The following is a 16,585-nucleotide window of genomic DNA, read 5'->3' on the forward strand; positions in this document are numbered from 1 at the left end:
CCCGGCTCACTCGCGGGCGAAGTTTCTGTGATCCAGGATGGTCGGGCCCGGTCTCCTGGTCGTACGGGAATTCGTCGGCGGAGTGAGGGTGTGGACGTGATCGGTCAGAAGCGGCTCGAGCAGGTGGACGTGTCGCAGGTGGTCGCCGCGCGGGCCGGCGACCGGGCGGCGCTCGACGCCCTGGTGGCCGCCTACCTGCCGCTGGTCTACAGCATCGCCGGCCGCGCGCTCTCGTCCGACGCCGACGTCGACGACGTCGTGCAGGAGACGATGCTGCGCGTCCTGCGGGGCATCGAGACCCTGCGGGAGCCGGCCCGGTTCCGGTCGTGGCTGGTCGCCGTGACGATCAACCAGCTCCGCGAGCACCACCGCCGCCGGAGCGCGGCCCCGGACCCGCTGGCCGAGTACGACGAGCGCCCGGACCCGGGCGCCGAGTTCGCGGAGATCGCCCTGGCCCGGCTGCACATCGCCGAGCAGCGCCGCGAGGTCGACGAGGCGGCCCGCTGGCTCGACCCGGCGGACCGCGAACTGCTGGCCCTGTGGACCCTCGAGCGTGCGGGGCACCTGACCCGCACCGAGGTGGCGGAGGCCCTGCGCCTGGACGCCCACCTGGTGACGGTCCGCGTGAGCCGGCTGAAGACCCGCCTGGAGACGATCCGCCCGCTGGTGCGCGCGTTGGCCGCCGAGCCGCGGTGCGCGCGCCTGGATCAGGCGTCGGCGGGCTGGTCCGGCCGCCCGGGACCGTTGTGGCGCAAGCGTTTCCTGCGGCACGTGGAAGAGTGCGCGCACTGTCGCCGCGAGACGGACGACGCGGTCCCGGTGGACCGGATCCTCACGGGCGCGGCCCTGCTGGCGCTCCCGTTCGGGTACCTGCCGCAGCTGCTGGCGAACCTGGGAGACGTGGTTTCGGGACCGGCCGCGGTCGCGGGCGGTGGTGCCGCGAGTGGTGCCGTCGCCGGGAGCGCCGCCGGGGGTGGCGCAATTGGCGCCGCGGGGAGTGGTGGTGCCGGGAGTGGTGCCGCCACCGGAGGTGGGATGGCTGCGGGTGCTGGTGCCGGGGGTGGCGCGATTGGCGCCGCGGGGAGTGGTGGTGCCGGGGGTGCCGCCGTCGGTGCCGGGAGTGGTGCCGCCACCGGAGGTGGGATGGCTGCGGGTGCTGGTGCCGGTAGTGCTGCGGGTGGCGCCGCAAGTGGTGCGGCCGCGGGTGCGGGTGCCGCGGCCGGGGTGGGCGCGGCCGCGGGTGCCGGTGCTGCCGCGGCGGGCACTGCTGTGGCGGCGGGTGCCCTCGCTCGATTCCTGGCCACAAAACCCTTCCTCGCGGCCGCCGGCGCGGCCATCGTCTGTGCGCTCGGCGTGGCCGGGGCCGTGGTTCTTTCCCAGCCCGGCCAGCCGGTCCAGCCGCCGGCCGCGTTGTCCGGTGGCACGTCCGAGCCCGCTCCGGCGCCCGTGACCGAACCCGGCACGACCGCCGCCCCGACCTCCGCGCCGGTGGCGAGCACCTCGGCAGCGGCGTCCACGCAAGCGAGTCCGACGCCGACGGCCGCCGCACCGCCGGCTCCGAGTTCGGCGAAACCGCGGGTCCTGACTCCCGAGGAACGGGTCCTCGCGCTGATCAACGACCAGCGCGCCGCCGCCGGATTGGCCGCGCTGCGGATGGATCCCGCGCTGGTCACCGGCGCCGCGGCGCACAACCGGACGATGGCCGGCGGGTGCGGCCTGTCGCACCAGTGCCCCGGCGAGGCCCCGCTCGGCGACCGCGAGCACGCGGCGGGCGCGCAGTGGAACTCGGCCGGCGAGAACATCGGCACCGGCGGCCCGGTCGCCGACGCGACCGACCCGATCGCGCGGATGGCCCTCGGCCTGACCCAGAGCATGATCGACGAGAAGCCCCCGAACGACGGCCACCGCCGCAACATCCTGAGCACGTCGTTCACCCGCATCGGCATCGTCGTCACCCGAGACTCCCACGGTTCGGTCTGGCTGACCCAGGACTTCGCCGGCAGCTGACGCGGCCTTCGGGCAGGCGAAGGCCCCCACATTCCCCGGCGAACCCAGCGGCCTCCCGGCGACCCCCGACCGGCCGTAACCCGGTGACCCGGCGACCCCGCCAACCCGGCCGGGCGCGACCCGGCGAATCCGGCGCCCCGGCGAATCCGGCGACCCGGTGATCAGCTGCTCGGCGACCCCGCCAGCTCAGCCGGGCGAGACCCGGCGAACCCCAGCGGTCCGGCGAGCCCCAGCGGTCCGGCGGCTCAGCGAACCCGGCGAGCCCCAGCGGTCCGGCGAGCCCCAGCGGTCCGGCGGCTCAGCGAACCCGGCGAGCCCCAGCGGTCCGGCGAGCCCCAGCGGTCCGGCGGCTCAGCGAACCCGGCGAGCCCCAGCGATCCGGCGAACCCCAGCGGCCCGGCGGCTCAGCGAACCCGGCGAGCCCCAGCGATCCGGCGAACCCCAGCGGCCCGGCGGCTCAGCGAACCCGGCGAACCCGGCGAACCCGGCGAACCCGGCCGGTCCCCACCGTCGCGACCTCCGTCCTTTGTAGACCGACAAACGCGCGCGACCAAGTGGCGTCCTCCTGATGGAGCAACGCCGCTTAGTCGTAAATTTACTCATCCATGTCAAGTTCTTGCAGATCGTCTCCCGGTTGTTGCATGCTCGTACGACTCTGGCTCCCCTCCTGCTGTCTCGAAGAAGAGAAGACGCCATGACACGTATGCGCCTGTCCCGGCTCGTCGCAGGTCTCCTCGCTGCGGGGCTCACCTTCACCGGGCTCGCCTCCGCGGCCGGTGCGCCACCACCGCCACCTCCGGAAACCGCCCAAGTCCGGCCGGCCGCGCTCGCCGAAGTGCCGCTGACCCGCACCGTGTCGGCCAGCAGCGCGCTGCCCGGCTACCCCGTCGCCAACACCGTCGACGGCAACCAGGACACCTACTGGGAGTCCGCGAACAACGCCTTCCCGCAGTGGCTCCAGGCCGACCTCGGCTCGGCCAAGGCCCTCTCGCGGGTCGTGCTGAAGCTGCCCGCGGCCTGGGAGTCCCGCACCCAGACGCTCGCCGTGCGCGGTAGCACCGACGGCACCTCGTTCACCGACCTCGTCGCGTCGAAGGGGTACGCGTTCGCCCCCTCTGGCAACACCGTCACGATCCCGGTGACGGCGTCGACCCGGTACGTGCGGCTGAACATCACGGCCAACACGCAGTGGCCCGCCGCGCAGCTCTCGGAGTTCGAGCTCTACGGCGCGGACACCGGCGACACGCAGGCGCCGTCCGCGCCCGCGAACCTCGCGCTGACCGAGCCCGCCTCCGGCCAGATCGGGCTGAGCTGGTCGGCTTCGACGGACAATGTCGGCGTCACCGGCTACACCGTCTACCGCGACAACGCGCCCGTCACGACGGTCACCGGCACCACGTTCGGCGAGACGCGGCCCGCGGGCACGCGCGTCGAGTACTTCGTGCGGGCCAGGGACGCCGCCGGCAACGAGTCCGCCGACAGCAACCACGTGGTGCGCCAAGGTACCCAGGCCGGCACGAACCTCGCTGTGGGCAAGCCGATCGAAGCGTCTTCGACGGTCAACAACTTCGTCGCGACCAACGCGAACGACGGCAACACCGCCACGTACTGGGAGTCCGCCGCGGGCTACCCGAACACGCTGACGGTGAAGCTCGGCGCCAACGCCGACCTCGACTCGGTCGTCGTCAAGCTCAACCCGGACGCGGCCTGGGGCGCGCGGACGCAGAACTTCGAGGTCCTCGGCCGTGACCAGGGCGCGACCGCGTTCACGTCGCTGAAGGCCCGCGCCGACTACCGCTTCGACCCGGCCGGCAACCAGAACTCGGTGACCATTCCGGTCAGCGGCCGGGCCGCGGACCTGCGGCTGCAGTTCTCCGCCAACTCCGGCGCGCCCGGCGGGCAGGTCGCCGAACTCCAGGTGCTCGGCACGCCGGCGCCGAACCCGGACCTGGTCGTCACCGGCACGTCCTGGACGCCGGCGAACCCGACCGAGACCAGCCAGGTCGCGGTGTCCGCGACCGTGAAGAACGCGGGTACCGCGAACGCCGCGGCGACGACCGTGAACGTCAGCCTCGGCGGCACCGTCGTCGGCAACGCGGCCGTCGGCGCGCTCGCCGCGGGCGCGTCCACCACGGTGACCGTGAACGCGGGCACCCGGCCGCAGGGCACCTACAGCGTGTCCGCGACCGTCGACCCCGCCAACACCGTGGTCGAGCAGAACGACACCAACAACACCTACACGTCACCGACGTCGCTGGTGATCGCGCAGGCGCCGGGGCCGGACCTCGAGGTCACCGGCATCACGTCGAACCCGCCGAACCCGGCGGTCGGCGCGGCGGTGTCGTTCACCGTCGCGGTGCACAACCGCGGCACGAGCAGCGCGAGCGCGTCGGTGACCCGGGTGACCGTCGGCAGCACCACACTCGACGCCACCACCGCCGCGATCGCGGCCGGTGCCACGGCGAACGTCGCGGTGCCGGGCACCTGGACCGCCACCAACGGCGGCGCCACCCTGACGGCGACGGCCGACGCGACCAACACCGTCGCGGAGACCAGCGAGTCCAACAACGCGCTTTCGCGGGCCATCGTCGTGGGCCGCGGCGCGGCGGTGCCCTACACCGAGTACGAGGCGGAAGCCGCGCAGTACCAAGGCGAACTGCTGACGGCCGACCCGCTGCGCACGTTCGGGCACACGAACTTCGCGACGGAGTCCTCGGGCCGCCAGTCCGTGCGGCTGGCGAGCCAGGGCCAGTACGTGGAGGTCACCTCCACGAACCAGTCGAACTCGATCGTGGTGCGCAACTCGGTGCCCGACGCCGCGGCCGGTGGCGGCCAGGACTACACCCTCAGCCTGTACGTCAACGGCGCGTTCGCCCAGAAGCTGACGCTGTCCTCGACGCACAGCTGGCTCTACGGCACCACCGACGACCCCGAGGGCCTCACCAACCGGCCTGGGGGAGACGCGCGGCGCCTGTTCGACGAGTCGCACGCGCTGCTCGCGCAGTCGTACCCGCCGGGCACGAAGTTCAAGCTGCAGCGGGACAGCGGCGACAACGCGGCGTTCTACGTCCTCGACCTGGTCGACCTGGAGCAGGTCGCCCCGGCGACGGCGAAGCCGGCGGAGTGCACCTCGATCACGGAGTACGGCGCGGTGCCGAACGACGGCGTCGATGACTCGACGGCGATCCAGCGCGCGGTCACCGACGACCAGAACGGCGTCATCGCCTGCGTGTGGATCCCGGAAGGGCAGTGGCGGCAGGAGAAGAAGATCCTGACCGACGACCCGAACGTGCCCAACGGCGGCGGCCAGTACAACCAGATCGGCATCTCCAACGTGACGGTCAAGGGTGCCGGCATGTGGCGCTCGCAGCTGTACTCGCTGATCCAGCCGCAGGACGCGGGCACCATCAACCACCCGCACGAGGGCAACTTCGGGTTCGACATCGACAAGAACGTGCAGCTCTCCGACATCGCCATCTTCGGGTCCGGCCGGATCCGCGGCGGCGACGGCAACGCCGAGGGCGGTGTCGGCCTCAACGGCCGGTTCGGCACCGGCACGAAAATCTCGAACGTCTGGATCGAGCACGCGAACGTCGGTGTGTGGGTCGGGCGGGACTACGGCAACATCCCGGCACTGTGGGGGCCGGCCGACGGCCTGGATTTCAGCGGCATGCGGATCCGCGACACCTACGCCGACGGCATCAACCTCACGAACGGCAGCCGGAACTCGCGGGTGTTCAACTCGTCGTTCCGCACCACCGGTGACGACTCGCTCGCGGTGTGGGCGAGCCAGTACGTGAAGGACCCGTCGGTGGACATCGGGCACGACAACGTGTTCACCAACAACACGATCCAGCTTCCGTGGCGCGCCAACGGGATCGCGGTCTACGGCGGGTACGGCAACAAGATCGAGAACAACCTCGTCTACGACACGATGAACTACCCGGGCATCATGCTGGCGACCGACCACGACCCGCTGCCGTTCTCCGGGCAGACGACGATCGCCAACAACGCCCTCTACCGCTGCGGCGGCGTGTTCTGGGGCGAGCAGCAGAAGTTCGGCGCGATCACGTTCTTCGCGCAGAGCAAGGACATCCCGGGGGTGACGTTGCGGGACACCGAGATCCACGACTCGACCTACGACGGCATCCAGTTCAAGACGGGCGGCGGCGTGGTGACCGCGGCCGTCACGAACGTCAAGATCGACAAGTCGGACAACGGCGCGGGCATCCTCGCGATGAGCGGCGCCCGCGGCAGCGCGACGCTGACGAACGTGGCGATCACGAACTCGTCGACGGGCAACGTCGTCGTCGAGCCGGGCTCGCAGTTCGTGATCAACGGCGCGCCGATCCCGGCGGTGGTCGCTTCGGGCCGTCGCGAGACGCGGTAGCCGAGTCTGCCGCAGCCGGTCGTGAGTGGTTAGGGCGGTTCTAACCGCCCTAACCACTCACGACCACGGCGGGCCTTCGGATCCGTAGCGGGGGACCACCGCGAACACTTCGAGGTCGGTGGGCGCGCCCTTCGCGCGGAACTTGCGGCGACGCCGGACGGTGAACCGGTCGCGATCGAGGTTCGCCAGGACGTCGCCGGTGATCAGGACTTCGCCGCCGCCGGCCGCGTCCATGATCCGGGCCGCGATGTTGACGTCGACGCCGAAGTAGTCGCGCCCGACCCGGCGTGGGCGGCCCGTGTGCAGCCCCGCCCGCAGCTGGGGGCGGTAGCCGTCGAGGTCGATCGCGCTGACCGCACCGCACGTCTCGTACGCGGCTTCGACCGCGGCGGCGGGATCGGCGAACGCGGCCATCAGCCCGTCGCCGAGGCCTTTCACGACGCGGCCGCGGTGGCGGGCGATCGTCGCCTCGCTCGCGGTCGACACCGCGCGCAGCAGGTCCAGGGCCCGCGCGTCGCCGACGTCGAGGGCCCAGCTGGAGAAGCCGACCAGGTCGGTGAACACGATCGTCGTCTCGCCGGTGTCGCTTTCGCGGCCCTGGGCGACGGCCTGCCACACCTGCACCGCGGCCAGGCCGAGCTCGCGCATCGCGCTGGGCTGCTCGGCTTTCGCCTCGGCCAGCAGCCGCGCCACCCGGTCGGACGGGTGGCCCGCGGTCGTCGACAGCGCGTCGCCGAGGTCGCGGTCGCCGGGGACCAGGCGCCGCACGACGCGGGCGGATCGCACGAGGCCCGGGCGCCGGTCGGCCGCCCGCAGCAGGTCTACGAAGCGGGACACCTTGCGCGTCCGGTCCGGCTGTCCGTCGTGGCTGTCCGTCACCAGCCGCATGCTACCGGGAAGTAGCCTCGCGCGCGGCCACGTCCCTCGTACCTCGAAGGGGCGTCGACAGGACAAGTCTGAAAAGACCACTCAGCCGGGTGTGCTACGCCACAACGAGCGGACGGGAGGGCAGGATCAGAGCGTCGCGGGAGGCCGGGTGAGGTCGATCTCCGCCCACACGGTCTTCCCGGTGCTGCGCTGCCGCTGGCCCCAGGAGACCGAGATCGCGACGACGATCTCGAGGCCGTGCCCGCCGCTGTCCGACGGGGGACGGCGGCACGCGGGGTCGAGGCAGGCGTCGTCGACTTCGAGGCAGATCCAGCCGCGCTTACGCAGCAACCGGACCTGACGCGGGGGTTCGCCGTGCCGGAGGGCGTTCGAGGTCAGCTCGTCGAGCACCAGGACCACGTCGAGCCGCTGCCGCTCGGGCAGGTCCCGCAGCACCCGGTGGGCCCACGCCCGGACCGCGGGCAGCTCGCCGAAGTCGTCGGCGACCTCCAAGGCGACCACCCGCGGCTCGTTGTGGGTGCGTGTCGGCTGCATCGCAGGCCGTCCTCCTTGATCACGGTGCCACGGGAGTGACGGCCGGTCCCGGCGCCGGGCCGTGGGCGCGGATCCGCGCCCACGACCCGGTGTGCGGTCCCGGTGCCGCCGTGCCGAGGGGGGAGTGAACGCGGCGGAACCCGGGACCTCGGCCCGCTCGCGAGGGGAAAAATCGAGCGGGTCGCACTGGAGGAATTCCCGCGCCGCCCGCGGTGCGAAACCTGGCATTCCGGTGAATGCCCGCCGGCCGGGGTCGCCCGTTCGCCGGAGGGCGGCGTCGCCGATCGTCATGGTGTCCTCAATGGACGGTGTGGCCCGGGCACGCCGATGCCGGTGCCCGCACAACCCGGGACGGTCGGGGGGAAGCCGTCCTGGGCCGCGGGCACCGGCACCGGTGGTCGACGACGACCGCGCCTGTGGTCTCCGTCTGAGGGAAGAGACGCGATTCGCTGCATGATCGTTACAGCCGTCGTGCCGAACGGCCGGCCCCCGGATGGATCTCACGGAGGGAGCCGGCCGTCCGGTGACGCGATGGGCCCCTCGGCAGAGCCCACCGCGGTCCGTGCGCGTCCTGTCCGACGCGGCGGGGGTTACTTCGGGTGCTGGCCGGGACGGTCGACGTCGCCGCGCCAGGCGCCGGTCTCGTGACCGTCGCGGGTTTCGATGAACTTCTTGAAGCGGTCGAGGTCACCCTGGACGCGGTGGTCGAGGATGCCGGTCTTGTCGGCGACGTTCTCCACGAAGCCCTCGGGGTCGATGTCCATCTGGACGGTGACCCGGGTGTGGGCGTCGTCGAGGCGGTGCACGGTCACGACACCGGCGTGGTTCGGGCCGGAGTCGGACTTCCAGGCGATCCGCTCGTCGCGGTTCTGCTCGGTGATCGTCGCGTCGAACTGCTTGGTGACGCCGGCGACGCTGATGGTCCAGTGGGTGTGGGTGTCGTCCACCTGGTCGATGCGGTCGACGCCGTCCATGAACCGGGGGAAGTCGGTGAACTGGGTCCACTGGTTGTAGACGGTGCTCACGTCGGCTTCGACATCGACGGACTTGGTGATCGTGCTCATGCCGCGGTCAGCTCCTTTTCGTGGTCTCGGGTACCGCACCTGCAGTGCACGGCCACCCCACGGCTACCCGCTCGGCGCGAGAACAAACCGATCCGAATTCGATGCACTCGCACGTCCGTCCACTGTGGAGCACCGGTCACGAGCGCGCGGGCGCCCGCCGGCCGACCGCCAGGTCGCCCAGCCGCGCCAGCGACTCGGTGTTGCGGGGTCGCAGGAACAGTCCCTGCACGGCCTCCGGCAGCACCTTGGCCGGCCCGCGCACGACGTGCTCGGTCATCCGGACCAGCGTCCGCGCGCCGCCGTCGTGCGGGACCAGCGTGATGCCGACCGCTGCGGCGCCGGACGGCCACGCCTTCGCCTCCAGCGACAGCGAGCGGCCGGTCTCCACCGCCACGACCGTGGTCTCGTCCTGCAACTGCAGCGGCCAGGAGCCGACGCTGTGGTGGATCCGGCTGCCGACGGCGGGCCAGCCCGGGTCGACGGCCCGGATGTGCGAGCTGCCCACCACCCACCCGCCGTAGGACCAGCCGTCGGCGAGTACGGCGAAAACGGTCTGCGGCGGCGCGTCGACCACCCGGCTGACCTCGGTCATGGGGTTCTCCGTTTCATTCCGTGGGAAGCCCGCCGGGTACCCCGCGCGGGGCCGTCCCACGCGCCGGGTCCGCGCGGTACCGATCGGCGCGACCGGAGGCGGACGGCTAACGTGACGTCCATGGAGTCCTCGGAACCGGACCTGATCCGGGCGCTGGAGCGCGGGCTCGGTGCGTACGTCCAAGCCGTCGCCGCCGCGATCGGAGTCCCTGCGGAGGGGACGACGATCGAGATCAGCGACACGGCCACGGCCTACCTCGGGCTGTCCCGTCCCTGGCCGGGCCGCCCGCGCCACGACGTGATGCTGGTGTGGAGCGAACGCCGCGGCTGGACGGTCGCGGTGGAGACCGCGCCCAGTGAAGACACGGTCGTCCTCGCGCGCTGGCCGGGCGAGGAGCTCGTCCCGCCACCGGACGAGGTGGCCCGCTTCGTGGACGACGCCGCCGCCGGGCGAGTCGCGGAGAAGCACCGGATCACCGCCGTTCCCGGCACCCGCCGGGAACTGGCTCGGCGCCTCGAGGAGTACGTCTTCCAGCAGTCCGACCAGGTGTAGGTCCGATCGGCGTGCGAGTGCTGCTCGTCGAGTCCGACGACGACCTGCGCGCGGCGTACGACGCGACCCTGCGCGGCGGGCTTCGACGTCGACGCCGTTCGTGACCTCGGCGTAGGCGATCGAGCACCGCCCTCACCCGGCGTATGGCCGCCTCGGAACAAGGCGACGGAACACCGCGACGGCCCTAACGGAGCACGGTGAGTGCGTCCGGCCAGGGGCAGCCCGGGATTTCTGTCCGCTCAAGTCTCGCGAAACCCCCCGATCCGCCGTTGTGGCCGGCGTCTCACCTGTGCCACCGTCGATGCTGACAACGTTGTCTCCGAAGAGGGTGGGCCTCGTGGTCCGGATCGCCCGTGTGTCGCTCGTAGTTCTCCTCGCCGCCCTGGCGGTCCTCGTGCCCGTGAGCCCCGCCAGCGCGGGCACCGTGGCCGGCTACCCGGAGTTCCCGTACCCGGCGACCACCTACCAGGAGCCGTTCCGGGGGCAGTTCCACTTCAGCTCGCAGGCCGGGTGGATGAACGATCCCAACGGCCTGGTCTACGCCAACGGCCTCTACCACTTCTTCTACCAGCACAACCCGCACGGCCTCGAATGGGACACGATGCACTGGGGCCACGCCACCAGCCCGGACCTGGTGCACTGGACGCAGAAGCCGATCGCGCTGGAGCCGGACGTGCACCCCGGCATCCTGTTCTCCGGCGGCGGCGTCGTCGACCGGGACAACACGTCGGGGCTGAAGACCGGCCCGCTCGACCCGATCATCGTGTTCACCAACACGAACGGCGTCAGCGTCTACTACAGCAACGACAACGGCCGCAGCTTCCAGCCGTACGACAAGGGGCGCAAGCAGATCGAGATCCCGGAGGAGAGCCGGGACCCGAAGGTGGTCTGGGACGCCGCGCGCCGGCAGTGGGCGATGGTCGTGTGGTCCGATCGCGGCGGCCGGGGCGTCGACGTCTACACCTCACCCGACCTGCTGCACTGGAGTTTCGCCAGCCGGTACGCGGCGGACTGGCTCTTCGAATGCCCCGACCTGTTCCCGATGACGCTGAACGGCACGCAGCAGTGGGTGCTGACGTCGGCGACGAGCGAGTACGTCGTCGGTTCGTTCGACGGCAGGACGTTCCGCACCGACCGGCCGCAGCCGAAGAAGATGAACCAGGGCACCACGTTCGCCGGCGGCACGTTCTACGCCGCCGAGACGTTCTCGAACGCGCCGGGCGGCCGCGTCGTGCAGATGGCCTGGCAAGGCGGCAACCGCGGCAGCACCTGGACCGGCGACGCCACCTTCCCGGCGGAGCTGCGGCTCGTCGGCTCACCCGACGGGCCCCAGATCACGCGGACGCCGGTCGCCGAGCTGGATTCACTGCGGGCCGACAGCCGGAGCTGGCAGAACCAGACCGTGAGCCCCGGGAGCAACCTCTTCGGCGGGATCCTCGCCGACACCTACGAGATCACCGCGACCTTCGACGTCGCGAGCGCGACCGCCGCGCAGTTCGGCTTCGCGCTGCACAGCCGTTCCGACGGCAGCGCCGACCGGACCGTCGTCTACGACCGCGCGGCGGGCACGCTCTACGGGAAGCCCTTGGCGCCCACGAACGGCGAGGTCACCCTGCGGCTGCTGGTCGACCGCGGCCAGCTCGAGGCCTTCGGCGGCGACGGGCGGTTCTCCGTGGCCGACAACGTGAACTTCGACTCCGCCGCGGTCAGCCAGGGCATCCGGCTGTTCGCGACGGGCGGCCAGGTGCGGTTGAAGAGCGCGAAGTTCACCCGGCTCAGCACGAGCTGGGGCACCGCGCAGTCGACGCTGGAGAGCAACCTCGCCGGCCCGTGGCACGCGGCCGGCGGCTCGTGGACCGACACCAGCGGCGGGAAGCAGGCGCAGGCCACCGGCGACGCCTTCTACCTCGGCGCGAGCACCGCGGGCGACGCCGTCTACCAGGGCGACGTCCGGCTGGACACCGCGCAGGCGGCCGGGCTGACGTTCCGGGCGACCGACGACGGCGCCGGTTACACGGCCAACATCGACACGAGCGGCGTGGTGAAGCTGTGGCGGCCCGGCCGCGACATCGCGACGTACGCCACACCCATCGCGGCCGGCAGCACCCACCACCTGGAGGTGCGCACGACCGGCTCCCGCATCCAGGTCCTGCTCGACCACGGCAGCACGCCGGTCATCGACGCCACCGACGACGTCTACGCGTCGGGCCGGTTCGGCGCGAACGCCTACCATGGGACGGCGACCGTGCAGAACCTGAACACCGGCGCCGGCGGCCTGGACGCGTTCACCTCCGGCGCCTGGACCGCCCGGGGTGGCACCTGGACCACCACCCCGGACGGCCTCCGCGGCCGCTCGCCCGACGACGGCTTCTACCTCAGCGACCGCACCGGAACGGACTTCACCTACGACGGCGACGTGTCGGTCACCAACGGCACGGCGGCCGGCCTGACCTTCCGCGCGGCCGCCGACGGCACCGGGTACACCGCGAACGTCGACAGCGGCGGGCTGGTCAAGCTGTGGCGCCCCGGCCGCGACATCGCGACGTACGCGACGCCGATCATCGAGGGCCGCACGTATCACCTGACCGTGCGGACGACGGGCGCCCGCATCCAGGTCTGGCTCGACCACGGCGCCGCCCCGGTCATCGACGCCACGGACACCGCGTACGCGTCGGGGCGGTTCGGGGTGAACGGCTACGCGGGGAACACCCTCACCCAGCACCTGGCGATCAGCTGAGTCACCAGCCGAGCTCGGCGTCGTCCTCCTGGAAGGTGCCCGTCGGGCCGTCCTCGCCGATGACGGCCATCCGGACGACGGTCCGGGCGCTGATCTCGACCGGGCGGCCGTGCGGGTTCTCGACGCCGCCGAGCAGTGTCGCGGTGTAACCGGGCTCGACGGCGTTGAACTTCACGTCGGGCACCGCCCGCGCGTACTGGACCGTGAGCATCGAGACGGCCGCCTTGCTCGCGCCGTAGACGATCGCCGACACCTGCGACGCGGGCCGCTCGGGGTGGTGGTTGGCCGAGAACGAGCCGAGCGCGCTGGAGATGTTCACGACGACCGGGTTGGCGGACTTCCGCAGCAGCGGCAGCGCCGCCTCGGTGACGCGGACGATCCCGACCGCGTTCGTGTCGAACACCGCCAGCGCCTCCGGGCCGTTGAGGGCGAGCAGGGCGATGCCCGCGTTGTTGACGAGCACGTCGAGCCCGCCCTCGAGCTGGTCGAAGGCCGCGGCGACGGACGCGTCGTCGGTGACGTCGAGCGGGACGAACCGGGCGCCGACCTCGTCGGCGGCCGCGCGGCCGCGGTCGACGTCACGGGCGCCGAGGTAGACGGTGTGCCCGGCGGCGACGAGCTGGCGGGCGGTTTCCTTGCCGAGGCCCCGGTTGGCCCCGGTGATCAATGTGGTGGTCATGACCCGAGCTTCCGGCGCCGCCCGAGGGTTAGGCAGTCGTGCCGTTTTCGTAGGACCGCCAGGGCCAGGACAAGGCCACCGCGGGCGCGCACACTGGAGGCGTGGAGACGTGGGAGTTCGGCCGGATGGTGCGCCGCCGGCGCGACCGTGTCGCGCCCGAGACGGCCGGGGTGCCGGTGGGCCGGCGCCGCCGCGCGACGGGCCTGCGCCGCGAGGAACTCGCCGGTCTCGCGGGGATCTCCGCCGACTACCTGACCCGCCTGGAACAGGGGCGCGCGACCTCGCCGTCGGTGCAGGTCGTGGAGGCGCTGGCGCGTGCCCTGCGCCTGGCCGACGGGGAGCGCGACCTGCTGTTCCGCCTCGCCGGGCACGCCGCGCCCGGGCTCGACGTCGTCCCGTCGCGGATCACCCCGAGCGTCCAGCGCCTGCTCGACCGGCTGGCGCACACGCCGGTCGCCGTCTACGACGCCACCTGGACGCTCGTCGTCGCCAACGCGGCCTACGACGCGCTGATGGGGGAGACGACGGCCTGGCGCGGGATCGAACGCAACGCCGTCTGGCGCCACCTCGCCGGCCCCGGCACGCGCGCGGTCCACACCCCGGCGGAACACGCCGAATTCGTGGCGCAGCTGGTCGCCGACCTGCGGCTGAACGTGGCGCGGTACCCCGCCGACCGGAGCGTCACCCGGCTCGTCGAGCAGCTGTCGCGGACGCCGCGGTTCGTCGAACTCTGGGACGCCGGCGCGCCCGGGCCGGCCCAGGAGACGTCGAGGCACAAGGTCGTCGACCACCCGCTGGTCGGCCGCATCACCCTCGACTGCGACACGCTCATCGTGGCTGCGGACGACCTGCGCATCATGGTCTACACGGCCGAACCGGGCACCGAGGACGCCGAGCGCCTCGACCTGGCGATCGTGCTCGGTACGCAGACGCTCGTCTGAACGAGCCGTTGATCCGGGCTTCACCCCGTGTTCCCCCGCAGCGGTGGTGATTTCCCGCCGCAGCGGGCGATACTGGCGCGGTTCCCGGCCACCACACCCTCCGGAGCCCTGATGACGGACGTCAACCGCAGGCGGTTCTTGCAGCTCACCGGCGGCACCGCTGCCCTTTCGGTCCTTTCGGGCAGCATCGCCCGCGCGGCGGAGATCCCCGCCCACCACCGCACGGGCACCCTGCGCGACGTCGAGCACATCGTGGTCCTGATGCAGGAGAACCGGTCGTTCGACCACTACTTCGGCACGATGCGCGGCGTCCGCGGCTTCGGCGACCCGCGGCCGGCGACGCTGTCCTCGGGCAAGCCCGTCTGGGCGCAGCCGGACGGCGATCGCGACATCCTGCCCTTCCACCCCGACGCGGACAACCTGGGCCTGCAGTTCATCCAGGACCTCCCGCACAGCTGGAACGACACGCACACGGCGTGGAACCAGGGCAGGTACGACAAGTGGGTACCCGCCAAGGGCTCGACCACGATGGCCTACCTGACGCGCGAGGACATCCCGTTCCACTACGCGCTGGCCGACGCGTTCACGATCTGCGACAGCTACCACTGCTCGTTCATGGGCTCCACCGACCCGAACCGCTACTACATGTGGACCGGCTTCACCGGCAACGACGGCACCGGCGGCGGGCCGGTCCTGGGCAACGACGAAAAGGGCTACTCCTGGACGACCTACCCCGAGCGCCTGGAGAAGGCCGGCGTGTCGTGGAAGATCTACCAGGACGTCGGTGACGGTCTCGACGCCGCCGGGGGCTGGGGCTGGATCGACGACGCCTACCGCGGCAACTACGGCGACAACTCGTTGCTGTACTTCAACTCCTACCGCAACGCGAAGCCCGGCGACCCGCTGTACGACAAGGCCCGCACCGGCACGAACGCGAAGGCCGGCGACGGGTACTTCGACCGGTTGCGGGCCGACGTCAAGGCCGGGACGCTGCCGCAGGTCTCGTGGATCACCGCGCCGGAGGCGTTCTGCGAACACCCGAACTGGCCGGTGAACTACGGCGCCTGGTACCTCGCGCAGGTGCTCGACGCGCTCACCGCGAACCCCGAGGTCTGGAGCAAGACGGCGCTGCTGGTCACCTACGACGAGAACGACGGCTTCTTCGACCACGTGCTCCCGCCGTACGCGACGGCCGGCCAGTCCACTGTGGACACGACGGGGGAGATCTTCGCGGGCTCGGCGTCGAACCCGGGTGGCCCGTACGGCCTCGGCCAGCGCGTGCCGATGATGGTCGTGTCGCCGTGGAGCAAGGGCGGCTGGGTGTGCTCCGAGACGTTCGACCACACGTCGATCATCCGGCTCATCGAACGGCGCTTCGGGGTGGCCGAACCGAACATCACGCCGTGGCGGCGGTCGGTGTGCGGTGACCTGACGTCGGCGTTCGACTTCGCGCGCACGGACGTCCACGTGCCGAGGCTGCCGGACACGGCCGCCTACGCGCCGCCGGACCGCGAGCGGCACCCGGACTACGTGCCCGCCGTGCCCGCGAAAGGCGTGTTGCCGAAGCAGGAACGCGGGTCGCGCCCGGCGCGGGCCCTGCCGTACGACCTGGCCGCTGACGCGCGTGTGCACGGCGACCAGCTGACGCTGAGTTTCGCCAACCACGGCCGGGCGGGCGCGGCGTTCGTCGTGACGTCGCCGGCGGCGGACCCGCGGACGTACACCGTGGGCGCCGGACGCTCGTTGTCCGGCGCGGTGCCCACGGCCGGCGGGTACGACTTCACCGCCCACGGCCCGAACAGCTTCCTGCGGCAGTTCCGGGGCGCCGTCGCCGGGCCCGAGGTGAGCGCGCGCCAGGACGGCGGCTGCGTCGAGCTGACCCTGACCAACCCCGGGTCCGCCACGGTCCGGCTGACGATCACGGACGCGTACGGCCGCCGCTCGACGACCCGGCAGCTGCGGCCGGGCGCGCGGGCCGTCGAGAGGGTGGACACCGGGCGGAGCGGCAACTGGTACGACGTCTCCGTGACGTCGGACAAGGACCCGAAGTTCCTGCGCCGCCTGGCCGGTCACCTCGAGAACGGCCGTCCCAGCACCAGCGACCCGGCGATCCTCACGCGGTGAGCCGATAGGGCTGTCCCGTCGGACAGGATGCCGGTCATGCCTTGACGGGTATGACCGGCGTCACGTACGTTCCGCCG

11 protein-coding genes are annotated in these 16,585 nt (G+C 72.1%); 6 read left to right on the forward strand and 5 right to left on the reverse strand.

Annotated features, from left to right (window positions below):
* The first annotated feature begins 96 nt into the window (after positions 1-96).
* Positions 97-2,007 carry a sigma-70 family RNA polymerase sigma factor gene (locus OG494_RS08580; protein WP_328453659.1) on the forward strand — a complete coding sequence of 637 codons (1,911 nt, stop codon included), beginning with the start codon at positions 97-99 and terminating at the stop codon, positions 2,005-2,007.
* A gap of 703 nt (positions 2,008-2,710) precedes the next feature.
* Positions 2,711-6,397, forward strand: a complete 3,687-nt coding sequence (locus OG494_RS08585) for a CARDB domain-containing protein (protein ID WP_442874471.1) — start codon at positions 2,711-2,713, stop codon at positions 6,395-6,397.
* Between the two features lie 57 nt (positions 6,398-6,454).
* On the opposite strand, the gene OG494_RS08590 is transcribed toward OG494_RS08585, so the two are convergent.
* The 4 genes from OG494_RS08590 to OG494_RS08605 form a co-directional block, all read right to left on the reverse strand.
* Positions 6,455-7,285 carry an adenylate/guanylate cyclase domain-containing protein gene (locus OG494_RS08590; RefSeq protein WP_442874396.1) on the reverse strand — a complete coding sequence of 277 codons (831 nt, stop codon included), beginning with the start codon at positions 7,283-7,285 and terminating at the stop codon, positions 6,455-6,457.
* A gap of 126 nt (positions 7,286-7,411) precedes the next feature.
* Positions 7,412-7,819: an ATP-binding protein gene (locus OG494_RS08595; protein ID WP_328453665.1), complete on the reverse strand. Its 408-nt coding sequence runs from the start codon at positions 7,817-7,819 to the stop codon at positions 7,412-7,414.
* A gap of 590 nt (positions 7,820-8,409) precedes the next feature.
* Entirely contained in the window at positions 8,410-8,883 is a 474-nt protein-coding gene (locus tag OG494_RS08600) for an SRPBCC family protein (protein ID WP_328453667.1), read from the reverse strand.
* Between the two features lie 136 nt (positions 8,884-9,019).
* On the reverse strand, positions 9,020-9,475 hold the full coding sequence (locus OG494_RS08605; protein WP_328453669.1) for an SRPBCC family protein: 456 nt from the start codon (positions 9,473-9,475) through the stop codon (positions 9,020-9,022).
* Positions 9,476-9,595: 120 nt separating this feature from the next.
* On the opposite strand from OG494_RS08605, the gene OG494_RS08610 reads away from it, so the two are divergent.
* The gene (locus tag OG494_RS08610; protein ID WP_328453671.1) at positions 9,596-10,027 is read left to right on the forward strand and encodes a DUF6292 family protein; all 432 of its coding nucleotides are present in this window, start codon (positions 9,596-9,598) and stop codon (positions 10,025-10,027) included.
* Between the two features lie 313 nt (positions 10,028-10,340).
* A complete protein-coding gene (locus OG494_RS08615; RefSeq protein ID WP_328453673.1) occupies positions 10,341-12,764 on the forward strand; it encodes a glycoside hydrolase family 32 protein in 2,424 nt (807 codons plus the stop codon).
* Between the two features lies 1 nt (position 12,765).
* On the opposite strand, the gene OG494_RS08620 is transcribed toward OG494_RS08615, so the two are convergent.
* Positions 12,766-13,443, reverse strand: a complete 678-nt coding sequence (locus OG494_RS08620) for an SDR family NAD(P)-dependent oxidoreductase (protein WP_328453675.1) — start codon at positions 13,441-13,443, stop codon at positions 12,766-12,768.
* Positions 13,444-13,544: 101 nt separating this feature from the next.
* Between OG494_RS08620 and OG494_RS08625 the strand changes: the two genes are divergently transcribed.
* Together OG494_RS08625 and OG494_RS08630 are read left to right on the forward strand one after the other, a co-directional pair.
* Positions 13,545-14,384: a helix-turn-helix transcriptional regulator gene (locus tag OG494_RS08625; protein ID WP_328453677.1), complete on the forward strand. Its 840-nt coding sequence runs from the start codon at positions 13,545-13,547 to the stop codon at positions 14,382-14,384.
* A gap of 111 nt (positions 14,385-14,495) precedes the next feature.
* Positions 14,496-16,508 carry a phosphocholine-specific phospholipase C gene (locus OG494_RS08630; protein WP_328453679.1) on the forward strand — a complete coding sequence of 671 codons (2,013 nt, stop codon included), beginning with the start codon at positions 14,496-14,498 and terminating at the stop codon, positions 16,506-16,508.
* Positions 16,509-16,585 lie beyond the last annotated feature (77 nt).

It is taken from the genome of Amycolatopsis sp. NBC_00438 (genome assembly GCF_036026695.1).
In the GTDB taxonomy this organism is placed as follows: domain Bacteria; phylum Actinomycetota; class Actinomycetes; order Mycobacteriales; family Pseudonocardiaceae; genus Amycolatopsis.